Raw genomic sequence first — 11,489 nt, 5'->3', positions numbered from 1 at the left:
CCGCCGCGTCGTACGCCGACGCCGGCGACGCCAACACGCTCAGCAGCGCGCAGTCCTACACCGATCAGTCCTCGGCAAGCACGCTGGCGAGCGCGAAGGCGTATGCCGACTTCCAGGTCAAGGCGCTGGAGGACGACTTCAATGCCTTCCGCGGTGACGTGGACCGTCGCTTCTCCGAACAGGACCGTCGTCTAGACCGGATGGGCGCGATGAGCTCGGCGATGCTGAACATGGCGATCAACGCGGCGGGCAGCCGCAGTCCGCGTGGACGCGTCGCCGTGGGTGCAGGCTGGCAGAACGGCGAGAACGCGCTGTCGGTGGGCTACTCGAAGCCGCTCGGCGAGCGCGCATCGTTCAGCATCGGCGGTGCGTTCAGCGGTGACGAAAAGTCGGCCGGCGTCGGTTTCGGTATCGACCTGTAAGTCGCTGTCGTGGAATGCGGAAGGGCCCGGCATGCCGGGCCCTTCTTCTGCGCGATCAAGGCAGCGCGACGGTTGCGCTCGGCGGTGACACGCCGTTCTCGTCGAACGCCTCGACCGCCACGTGGTACGCGACACCCCGGCTGAGGGCGCGAAGTTCCAGCGTGGTCGGCCGGTCGGCGAACACCTGGTAGGTCAGGTTCAAACGGTCCGGCGCGATGCCCCACCGCACGTTGTAGCCCACCGCACCGCGTACCGGGCGCCAGCTGACGAACGCCTGGCGCGGATCGGCGTCGCGGCGGACGACCACTCCCCGCGGCGCGCGCGGCACAGGACCGCCGGCATCGCCGAACACGCGCAGATCGCTGATCGCAAGATGGGCGGCACCGACGTGACCGTGCACGTAGCGTACGTAGCGCGCACTGACCGGCGCGGGCAGCTGGAAATACGCATTCGGACGATCGCGCCGCGGTGCGCCGGTGGCCGCCAGCGGCCGCCAGCGGCGTCCGTCCGTCGAATACTCCAGCGCGAATTCCGTGTAGATGTCATCGGCATCACCGTAGCGCCCGGACTGGTAGTCAGCGAAGTTCACCTGCATCGCGCGCAGCGTCCTGGAAGCGCCAAGATCCACCGTCAGTGTCTGTCCCGCCGTGTTCCTGCCGGCTACCCAGAACGTGCGCGGATTCTCGTCGGTCGCATTGCCGGCGGGATATCCCTCCCGCGTAGTCGACGCCGTCACCGGCTTGCGCCAGGACAGCAGCATCCAGCCGGTGAACAGGTCGGTCGGATCCGCATTCGGTCCCGCCGGCAAGTAATGGGGGAAATCGCCGAAGCGCGTGCTGACCGACATCTGGCCATCGGTACTGAAGGCCGCCGGGAACATCGCGATGCGCCGCTCGAAGGTCCAGTTGTAGCCGAGCCACGGCGTGCCCGTATTCCACCAGTTGCCATGCGCATCCTGGAACGTGGACCCGTGGCCCGCCCCCTGCACGAAGCCGCCGGGCTTGTAGCCCACCGGGTTGTAGGCCGCATAGGTGAACGGGCCCAGCGGGCTGTCGCCCACATAGGTGCCGGTCGCATACGCGTTGTACTCGGTACCGGGGGGCACCGTACTGCAGGTAATACCGGCCCCGCACCTTCGTCATCCAGGCGCCTTCCATGTAGTTGCCGACCGGCTCRCCGTCGGGGAAGAACGCGCCGCGATGATCCTGGCCAAAGCGCTCCCATCCATGCGCCTCGGGATCGAGTGCGAGCAGCGCGCGCGGCTTACCGACGTAACGCATGCCCTTGGACATGTCGAGTTCGATGCCGTACAGCGGGAACGTGTCGGACGAACCCCAGTACAGGTACCAGCGACCGTCGTCGTCCCTGAAGAACGCCGGGTCCCACGGACCGGGCGGAATCTTCGCCGGCTGAGGATCGCCGTTGCGCCATCCGGGCAAGCCGACATCGCGGCCGGGCGCGACCGCATTCGGCAGTTCCGGCAGCATGCGCGTCAGGAAATCGAACCGCCCCCGGGCGGGATCGCGCGACACCAGCACGGCCCCTGGCGAGAACAGCGAACGCATCACCAGCATGCGGTCGCCATCGGAGATCACCGCAGGCGCGACCATGCTGTCGAACGGCCAGCGATCGGGGGTGATGAATCGCCAGTCGACCAGATCGGTCGAGCGCCAGTAGCCATCGGCCAGGGTCTGGAACAGATAGTAGGCGTCGCCGTGGCGCACGATCACCGGGTCGGCGCCCGTGCGATAGGAGATCCCCAGGCTTTCCTGCTCGAAGTTGTAGCGGTAGTCGATATCCAGCGGATTGGCGTAGGTCTTCCTTGCGTCGTCCCTCGCCGCCGCCGCACCCGTCACTGCCAGCGCGGCCAACAACGCCACGCGCACACGTCCCTTCCCGTCCACGCGACCCCCGCTGGAAACGATTCCAACGGAGTATTCACGAGGATCCCGCAGGCGGAAAGCCGCGCCGCAGCGGAGGAGGACGAGGCGGAAGCCGGACCCGCAGTGCCAGGCCTCAGTCGCAGGCCATGCCGCCCTTCGGCAGGACGCGCGGATTGCCCATCGCGAAGTGCGTCACCGGTTTCTCCCACATCTCGAACGAGGAGATGCCCGGCGTCACGCCGCAGCTGCTGGCGTAGGTGAACTGCTCGCCGTCCCGCGAGACGTACAGGTCGAACTTGACCGCCTCCGCCAGCGTACTGCTGACCATCAGCGTGGTCTGCGTGGCATCGCCGCTGCGGGTGGCGCGCAGGTTGCCGGGCCCGTCACCGGCGGGCGCCCACGCGATGACCTTGCCGCCTGCGACCTCGACCTGCAGCGCCAGCGAGGGCGAGGCCGTACCGATGGCGAAGCCCGCAGGCAGCTCGCCGCGTGCGAGGGTCTTCGGTGCGGGCTTGGCCGCTAACGCAACGGTCGGCAACGCACACGCCGCCAGGATCAGGTAACCCGCCAGTCTGCCGTTCATGCGCCTCACCCCTCTTCCGTCACGCGCAGGACTTCCTCGATGGTCGTTTCGCCGGACAGCGCCTTGACGATGCCGTCCTCGTACATGGTCCGCATGCCGGCCTCGCGAGCCAGCTGCTCGATCTCGCCCATGCCCGCGTGCCGCATGATGGCGCGGCGGACGTCGTCGTTCATCACCAGGAATTCGACGATGGTCGTGCGGCCGAGGTACCCGGTCGGCGCGATGGCGGAGCCACGCGGGCGGTACAGGAAGATGTCGCCTTCGGGCTGGAAGCGGCGCAGGTGGAACTTTTCGATTTCCTCGGGCGACGCCGCGTACCTCTCCGCATGCGTCGGCTCCAGCCGGCGCACGAGGCGCTGGGCGAGGATGCCATTGATGGTGGACGTCATCAGGTAGTCCTCAACGCCCATGTCCAGCATGCGGGTGATGCCGCCGGCCGCATTGTTGGTGTGCAGCGTGGACAGCACCAGGTGGCCGGTCAGCGCGGACTGGATGGCGATGCGCGCGGTCTCGAGGTCGCGCATTTCGCCGATCATGATGATGTCCGGATCCTGCCGGACGATGCTGCGCAGCGCGTGGGCGAAGTCCAGCCCGATCTGCGGCTTGGCCTGGATCTGGTTGATGCCCTCGATCTGGTACTCGACGGGATCTTCCACCGTGATGATCTTGACGTCTGGCGTATTGAGCTTGCTGAGCGCGGTGTACAGCGTGGTGGTCTTGCCCGAACCGGTGGGGCCGGTGACCAGCAGGATCCCGTGTGGCTGCTCCAGCACTTTCTGGAACTGCGGCAGGAAGGCATCGGTGAAGCCCAGCTTCTTGAAGTCGAACACCACCGTTTCGCGATCGAGCAGGCGCATCACCACGCTTTCGCCGTGCGCCGTGGGCACGGTGGATACGCGCAGGTCGAGTTCCTTGCCCTGCACGCGCAGCATGATGCGGCCGTCCTGCGGCAACCGGCGCTCGGCGATGTTGAGCTTGGCCATGATCTTCACGCGGCTGATCACCGCCGCGGTGAGGTTGGCCGGCGGGCTTTCGCCCTCCTCCAGCACGCCATCGATGCGGTAGCGCACCTTCAACCGGTTCTCGAACGGTTCGATGTGGATGTCCGACGCGCGCAATTCGACGGCGCGCTGGATCACCAGGTTCACCAGGCGGATGACCGGCGCCTCGGAGGCGAGGTCGCGCAGGTGCTCGACATCATCGAGGTCTGCGGTGGCCTCGCCATCCGCATTCTCGACGATCGCGCCCATCGCGCTGCGTCCCTGCCCGTAGTAACGCTCGATCAGGTCGCTGATCTCCGACCGCAGCGCCACCTGCGGGCGCACGATGCGGCCGGTCGCCAGCCGCACGGCCTCGAGCGCGTAGTGGTCCTGCGGATCGGCCATCAACAGATCGATGTGGGTCTCGTCCTCACCCACCGGGCACAGGTGGAACTGCTTCAGGAAGCGCAGCGACATCACCACCGATTCCGGCGGCACGTCCGGCGCATCCTTGGCGTTGACCAGCGGCAGCCCGAGCACCTCCGCCGCGGTTTCCGCATGGTCGCGCTCGGAGACCAGTCCCAGCCGCGACAGCAAGGCCAGCAGACCGCCGCCCGCCTCGTCCTGCAGGCGGCGCGCACGCGCCAGGTCGGTTTCCTTCAGCCTTCCGCGTGCAAGCAGCGCGCCGACGATACGCTCGTCGGCGGAAAGCGAGGGGTCGGACACGGCTGCGTTCACGGGGGCCTCCTTGAAGGCCCGGACTTTATCAGGTGCCGCGTTGCCCCGGAGTGGCCCGCTGTCGCCAACGGGCGCGCAGGCTCAGCCCACCCACACCCGCGCATTGCGGAACATGCGCAGCCACGGCGAATCGTCCGGCCAGCCCGCCGGATGCCAGCTGTGGTTCGCGCTGCGCGGTGTGCGCTCGGGATGCGGCATCAGGATGGTCGCCCGGCCGTCGTCGCTGGTCAGGCCGGTGATGCCGTCCGGAGAGCCGTTGGGATTGAGCGGATACGTGGTCGCGATCGCACCATCGCCGTCCACGTAGCGCAGCGCCACGCGCGCCGCGGCCTGGTCGACCGGGCCGGCGAACTCGGCACGTCCTTCGCCATGGGCCACTGCCACCGGGATGCGTGAGCCGGCCATGCCGCGGAAGAACACCGACGGCGATTCCTGCACTTCCAGCAATGCCACGCGCGCTTCGAACTGCTCGCTCTGGTTACGCAGGAACTGCGGCCAGTGCTGCGCACCGGGAATGATGTCCTTCAGCTGGCTCATCATCTGGCAGCCGTTGCAGACGCCCAGCGAGAACGTGTCCTGTCGCGCGAAGAACGCCGCGAAGGCATCGCGCAGCGCACCACGCTCGAGGATCGAGGTCGCCCAGCCGCGGCCCGCGCCCAGCACGTCGCCGTAACTGAAGCCGCCGCAGGCCGCCAGGCCGCTGAAGTCCTTCAGCGACACGCGCCCCGCGATCAGGTCGCTCATGTGCACGTCGAACGCATCGAAGCCGGCGCGGGCGAAGGCCGATGCCATCTCGATCTGGCCATTGACGCCCTGCTCGCGCAGGATCGCCACCTTCGGGCGCTTGCCCGTGGCGACGAAGGGCGCCGCGACATCCTCGGCGGCGTCGAAGGACAGTTTCGGCTTCAGGCCTGTGCGCCCGAACTGGCGTGCGGCATCGCGCTCCTGGTCGGCGGCCTCGGGGTTGTCGCGCAGCTTCTGCATGGCGTGGGTGACCGACCACCAGGCATCGAAGAGGTCCTCCCAGCGCCACTCCGCCAGCACGTCGCCGTCCTGCTGCACGCGGATCGTGGACGCCGTGGTCGGGCGTGCGATGCGCTGCGCGCACTCGGTCAGCGCGTGGCGCTCGACCAGATCGGCGAACGCAGCGCGGTCTTCGTCGGCCACCTGCACCACCGCACCGAGTTCTTCGGCGAACAGCGTGCGGAACGCATCGTCGCCCCAGCCGTCGAGGTTGATGTCCAGGCCGCGGTGGGAGGCGAACGCCATCTCGCACAACGCGGCGAACGCGCCGCCGTCGCTGCGGTCGTGGTACGCCAGCAGCAGGCCGGCCTCGCGTGCGTCGGCGATCAGGTGGAAGAAATCGCGCAGGCGCTGCGGATCGTCGAGGTCCGGCACGCTTTCGTCGTGGCCACCGCCGGCGAACGCCGGCCAGGCGCCCTCGCCGCCCGACTGCGGGTAGACCTGCGCGAGCACGGAACCGCCGAGACGCTTCTTGCCCGCGCCCAGCCCGATCAGCCACAACTCGCTGTCGTCTTCGCGCGACAGCAGCGGCGTCAGGTGCTGGCGCACGTCGGTGACCGGCGCGAAGGCGCTGATGATCAGCGACACCGGGGACACCGACTTCTGCGCCTGACCGTCGCGATGCCACTGCGCCTGCATCGACAGCGAGTCCTTGCCGACCGGAATGCTGATGTCCAAGTCGGGGCACAGCTCCATGCCGACGGCCTTCACCGCGTCGAACAGCAGCGCGTCTTCGCCCGGATGCCCGGCAGCCGCCATCCAGTTCGCGGACAGCTTCACGCGGTGCAGCGATTCCACCGGCGCGGCGCACAGGTTGGTGATCGCTTCGCCCACTGCCATGCGGGCGGCGGCGGCGGCATCGAGCAGCGCCAGCGGCGTACGCTCGCCGATCGCCATCGCTTCGCCGACAAAACCTTCGTAGCCGCTCAGCGTGATCGCGCAGTCGGCCACCGGCATCTGCCACGGGCCGACCAGCTGGTCGCGTGCGGTCAGGCCGCCGACGCTGCGGTCGCCGATGGTGATCAGGAACTGCTTGGAGGCCACCGTCGGATGCGCGAGCACGCGCAGGCCGGCTTCATGCAGGTCCAGCGCCCCGGTCTGCAGCGCGGGCCACTGGGGCGGCGCCGGATGCGCGGTGTCGCGGTGCATCTTCGGGGGCTTGCCGAACAGCACGTCCATCGGCAGGTCGATAGGCGCATCGGCAGGAATACTGCCGGGCGTTGCGCCGTACGCGACTACCAGGCGTTCTTCCTTCGTCGCCACGCCGACGGCTGCGAAGGGGCAACGCTCGCGCTCGCACAGTGCGGCGAATTCGGCCAGGCGCGCCTGCGGCACGCCCAGCACGTAACGCTCCTGCGATTCGTTGCACCACAGCTGCATCGGCGACAGCGACGGATCGTCGCTGGGTACCTTGCCCAGGTCGATCACCCCGCCCACGCCGGAGTCGTGCAGCAGTTCAGGAATCGCATTCGACAGGCCGCCCGCGCCCACGTCGTGGAACCACAGGATCGGGTTGTCCTCGCCCATCGCCACGCAGCGGTCGATGACTTCCTGGCAGCGGCGCTCCATCTCGGGGTTGTCGCGCTGCACGCTGGCGAAATCGAGCGCTTCGGCGCTTTCGCCGGAAGCCACCGAACTCGCCGCACCGCCACCCAAGCCGATCAGCATCGCCGGGCCGCCGAGCACGATGACGGCATCGCCGGCCGAGAGCGTCTTCTTCTCCACCTGGATGCGGTCGATCGCGCCCAGGCCGCCGGCCAGCATGATCGGCTTGTCGTAGGCGCGGGTCAGTGCCTCGCCTTCCGGCAGCTCGAAACTGCGGAAATAGCCCAGCAGGTTCGGCCGGCCGAATTCGTTGTTGAACGCGGCGCCTCCCAGCGGGCCGTCGAGCATGATCTCCAGCGCCGGCGCCATGCGCGGATTCAGCGCGCGAGGCATCTCCCACGGCTGCGGCAGTGTCGGGATGCGCAGGTGCGAGACCGAGAAGCCGGTCAGGCCGGCCTTCGGCTTGCCGCCGCGGCCGGTGGCGCCCTCGTCGCGGATCTCGCCGCCGGCACCGGTGCTGGCGCCGGGGAACGGGGCGATCGCGGTCGGATGGTTGTGTGTCTCGACCTTGATGCAGAACGCCGAGTCCAGCGTCGCCTCGAGGCGGTACTGGCCGCTGCCGTCGGGGCGGAAACGGGCCGCCGGATAACCCTCGACCACCGCCGCATTGTCGCTGTAGGCGCTGAGCGTGTGCTCGGGCGTCTGCGCATGGGTGTGCTTGATCATCCGGAACAGCGAGCGGTCCTGGTCCTTGCCGTCGATGGTCCAGGTGGCATTGAAGATCTTGTGCCGGCAGTGCTCGGAGTTGGCCTGCGCGAACATCATCAGTTCGACGTCGGAGGGATCACGACCCAGCTCGGTGTAACGGGTGCGCAGGTAATCGATCTCGTCCTCGGCCAGCGCCAGGCCGAGGCGCGCGTTGGCGGCTTCCAGCTGTGCCAGCGGGATGCGTTCCAGTTCGCCGCGCGCCGGCGCGATGAACAGCGCCTGCGCCTRCTCGCGGCTCGCCAGCAGCGATTGCGTCATCGGGTCGTGCAGCGCCTTCGCCAGTGCCGGCCGGCTGTCGTTCCAGCCTTCCAGGTCGATGCGCAGGCCGCGTTCGACGCGCTTGACCGGCTGTCCGGCACCGCGCAGCAGCTCGGTGGCCTTGCTGGCCCACGGCGACAGCGTGCCGAGGCGCGGGGTGACGAAGCGCGAGACCGCGCCCGCCGCCAGCGCCTCGCTGCCGTCACCGGCCTGCAGGATGCGGCGCAGCGTGGCCAGGTCCGGCGTGGCGCCTGCCTCGGGTTCGATGAAATAGACGTGCCAGGCGCCGCAGATGCGGACGTCGGAAACAATCGACTGGAGCCTGGATTCGAGCCGCGCGCGGCGGAAGTGCGACAAGGCCGGTTGGCCTTCGAGGACGATCATGTCCGGAACCGTGGGGGCGTGCCGTCAGACGGGGCCCGCTATTGTAGCGAAGCCGGCGCGGGGCCGGCTTCGTCGGGATCAGGGGGCGGCGCCCGCGGGCGCGGCAGGGGCCTTTCTGGCGGCCAGTTCATCCAGCTTGGCCCGGAGCGCGGCCGGTGGCAGGTAGCCGCCCAGCTGGACGCCGTCCGCCGAATAGATGGCCGGGGTTCCGCTGACCCCGATGCGCTGGCCGACGTCGAACTCCATGGTCACCGGGTTCTTGCAGTCGCGCGCGGGGACGGACTTGCCGGCCTTGGCGTCGGTCAGTGCGCGCTTGCGATCCGGTGCGCACCAGACCGAGATCATGTCCTTGTGGTCCTGGCTGCCGAGTCCCATGCGCGGGAACGCGAGGTACTCCACCGCGATGCCCTGCCGGTTGATCTCGGCGATTTCCTCGTGCAGCTTGCGGCAGTAGCCGCATTCGATGTCGGTGAACACGGTGACCGTGTACTTGGCGTTCGGCGGCGCGAACACGATCTTCTCGCTGTGGGGAATGGTGGCGATCAGCGCGCTGCGGTGCTTGGCCAGGGCGACGCTGTTCTGCATCACGTCCTGCTGCTGCTGCAGGTCCAGCACGGCGCCCTGCATGACGTAGCGGCCGTCGTCGCTGATGTACAGCAACTGCCCGCCCACGATCACTTCCCGGAAGCCCGGCAACGGCGCGGCACCGACGTAGTCGATCTTGGCGCGAGGGTTCAACTGCGCCACGGCGGAGCGCGCGCGGTCGTCGGGCGTGCTCCCGGTTCCCGGCTTGAGCTGGGGCGCGGAGGCCGGCGCGGGCGACGCGGTCGCGGCCTGGTCCTTGGCAGGCGGTTGCGGCGCCTGCGCGCAGGCGGTCAGGCTCAGGGCACCCAGCAGGGCGGCGGTGATCAGGCGGGGCATCAGGGGCATCCGGAATGAGCCGCGACGCGGCTGGCTGGCAGGGAACAGGCGGGAATTCTGGCACACGGTGGCAGGCAGGCGGCTTAACCGCCCGCCAGTGTGAGCGGGCTCACGCGCGCGGGTGATGGCGTCCGTGCAGCTGCTTCAGGTGCTCGCGCGCGACCAGCGTGTAGATCTGGGTGGTCGACAGCGAGCTGTGACCCAGCAGCAGTTGCAGCGCGCGGAGGTCGGCACCGCGGTTCAGCAGGTGGGTGGCGAAGCTGTGGCGTAGCCCGTGTGGACTGATGCGGACGGGATCGATGCCCGCGGCGCCCGCATAGCGCTTCACCAGCGACCAGAACTGCTGCCGGGTCGGCGGCTCGCCCGTTGCGCCGACGAACAGGGCCGGCACGCTGCGCTTGCCGACCAGCGCGGGCCGCGACCGAGCCAGGTAGGTTTCCAGCCAGTGCTGCGACTCTTCCCCCAACGGCACCAGGCGGTCCTTGCTGCCCTTGCCGGTGACCCGCAGCACGCCCTGCCGCAGGTTGACTGCCGTCGCCGGCAGGGTGACCAGTTCGCTGACGCGCAGGCCGGCCGCGTACATCAGCTCCAGCATGGCGCGGTCGCGCAGGCCCAGCGGGGTGTCAATGTCCGGCGCGGCCAGCAGCGCATCGATCTCGGTTTCCGCCAGCGCCTTCGGCAATGAGCGCGGCAGGCGGGGGGGCTCGAGCAGTGCCGTGGGATCGTCGCGACGCTGGCCCCGGCGCAGGCGGTGGGCGTAGAAGGCCCGCAGGGCGGACAGTAGCCGGGCATTGCTGCGCGGCGAATAGCCCTCGCGCGTGCGCCAGGCCAGGTAGTCGAACAGCGCGGCACGATCCGCCGCCGCCAACCCTCCCCCGCGCCCGTTGCGCCAGCGCGCGAAGCCTTCCAGATCGCGCCGATAGCTGTCGAGCGACGGCCGTGCGAGACCGCTTTCGGCCCAGATCGCATCCAGGAAGGCTGCGATGTCGTTCGCATCGGCGTCCGGTACCGGAGGCAATGTGCTCGCCTGCTGGCGGCGTTCGGCGGGCGTGCGGGCAGTCATGCGGCAAGCTTAGGCGATGCGGATCGTTCTTGTGGGAGCGACGTCAGTCGCGAAAGCCGATCGCCCCAGGACGCGTGGAAGTACCGCACCCGAAGGCGTTATGCGCCGTCGCCGGCTCATTTCGCGACTGACGACGCTCCCACGAGAGTCGACGGGTCGTAGCCGGTATCCTGTCGCGATGACGGATCCCGCTACCACTCCCGCATCCTCCCGCGCCCTGATCGGCTGGCGCCTGCTCGCGCTGCTCTACGATTTCTGGCCCGTGCTGGCCATGTGGCTGGCGGTGGCGATTCCGTTCGTGCTGGTTGACGTGGTGATCAGCGACAACGTCCGCCACAACATCGAGCCCTTCAGCCCGATGTGGTGGCTGTTATGGACGTGCTGCTGGGGCGCCGCCGGGCTGTATGCCACCTTCAGCTGGCTGCGCGGTGGACAGACCCTTGGCATGCGGCCGTGGCGGTTGAAGGTGATCGCGGCCGACGGCGGCACACCGACGCTGGCCGCGCTGTGGCGACGCTATGCGCTGGCGACGCTGTCGACGCTGGCCGCGGGCCTGGGCTTCTGGTGGGCGTGGCTGGACCGCGACCGGCTGGCCTTCCACGACCGCTTCAGCGGCACGCGCGTGGTGCGATTGCCGAAGCGCGCCTGATGGCGCCTCAGCGGCTCCTGCGCCGGAACATCAGCCAGGAAATGCCCAGCAGGGCGAACGGCGGAATGGCGTACGCGATGCGGTAGTCGAGCCGGAATGCACCCGCGAGCCGCACGAACATCGTCTGCAGCACGTAGAAGCCGACGGCGAACACGATGCCCAGGAACAACCGCTTGCCCATGCCGCCGCTGCGCAGGCTGCCGAACGCGAACGGGATGGCGGCCAGGCACAGCGCCAGCACGTTGAGCGGATAGAACCAGCGCGCCCAGTAC

Annotated in this window: 10 protein-coding genes; 3 read left to right on the top strand and 7 right to left on the bottom strand. The window is 68.9% G+C overall.

The genetic code is table 11. The features are described from left to right. The coding region (locus AC04L7_RS04785) for a YadA-like family protein (RefSeq protein ID WP_475512611.1) at positions 1-422 on the top strand (422 nt) is incomplete at its 5' end. Between the two features lie 55 nt (positions 423-477). Here AC04L7_RS04785 and AC04L7_RS04780 read toward each other — a convergent pair. Then, a complete protein-coding gene (locus AC04L7_RS04780; RefSeq protein WP_475512610.1) occupies positions 478-1,527 on the bottom strand; it encodes a discoidin domain-containing protein in 1,050 nt (349 codons plus the stop codon). A 317-nt stretch (positions 1,528-1,844) separates the two neighbouring features. Between AC04L7_RS04780 and AC04L7_RS04775 the strand changes: the two genes are divergently transcribed. Further along, positions 1,845-2,099 carry a hypothetical protein gene (locus tag AC04L7_RS04775; RefSeq protein ID WP_435996899.1) on the top strand — a complete coding sequence of 85 codons (255 nt, stop codon included), beginning with the start codon at positions 1,845-1,847 and terminating at the stop codon, positions 2,097-2,099. 339 nt (positions 2,100-2,438) lie between these two features. On the opposite strand, the gene AC04L7_RS04770 is transcribed toward AC04L7_RS04775, so the two are convergent. From AC04L7_RS04770 to xerD, 5 genes are all read right to left on the bottom strand, one after another. Next, positions 2,439-2,888 (bottom strand): hypothetical protein, encoded by a 450-nt coding sequence (locus tag AC04L7_RS04770; RefSeq protein ID WP_435996897.1) that lies wholly within the window; start codon positions 2,886-2,888, stop codon positions 2,439-2,441. Between the two features lie 5 nt (positions 2,889-2,893). Continuing rightward, positions 2,894-4,606 carry a type II secretion system ATPase GspE gene (gene gspE / locus AC04L7_RS04765; protein ID WP_435996895.1) on the bottom strand — a complete coding sequence of 571 codons (1,713 nt, stop codon included), beginning with the start codon at positions 4,604-4,606 and terminating at the stop codon, positions 2,894-2,896. A gap of 81 nt (positions 4,607-4,687) precedes the next feature. After that, positions 4,688-8,584: a phosphoribosylformylglycinamidine synthase gene (gene purL, locus AC04L7_RS04760; RefSeq protein WP_475512609.1), complete on the bottom strand. Its 3,897-nt coding sequence runs from the start codon at positions 8,582-8,584 to the stop codon at positions 4,688-4,690. A 78-nt stretch (positions 8,585-8,662) separates the two neighbouring features. Beyond that, positions 8,663-9,505 (bottom strand): DsbC family protein, encoded by an 843-nt coding sequence (locus AC04L7_RS04755; RefSeq protein ID WP_299340509.1) that lies wholly within the window; start codon positions 9,503-9,505, stop codon positions 8,663-8,665. Between the two features lie 109 nt (positions 9,506-9,614). Then, positions 9,615-10,568, bottom strand: a complete 954-nt coding sequence (xerD, locus tag AC04L7_RS04750) for a site-specific tyrosine recombinase XerD (RefSeq protein ID WP_296279605.1) — start codon at positions 10,566-10,568, stop codon at positions 9,615-9,617. A 178-nt stretch (positions 10,569-10,746) separates the two neighbouring features. On the opposite strand from xerD, the gene AC04L7_RS04745 reads away from it, so the two are divergent. Further along, on the top strand, positions 10,747-11,217 hold the full coding sequence (locus AC04L7_RS04745; RefSeq protein WP_435996890.1) for an RDD family protein: 471 nt from the start codon (positions 10,747-10,749) through the stop codon (positions 11,215-11,217). Between the two features lie 7 nt (positions 11,218-11,224). On the opposite strand, the gene AC04L7_RS04740 is transcribed toward AC04L7_RS04745, so the two are convergent. Beyond that, positions 11,225-11,489: LptF/LptG family permease (locus tag AC04L7_RS04740; protein WP_475512608.1), on the bottom strand; the 265-nt coding region annotated here is incomplete at its 5' end.

The organism is Pseudoxanthomonas sp. LjRoot204_2 (assembly GCF_056175765.1).
Note: the sequence above shows the minus strand (reverse complement) of the source record. Positions and strands in the feature narration are given on the sequence as shown.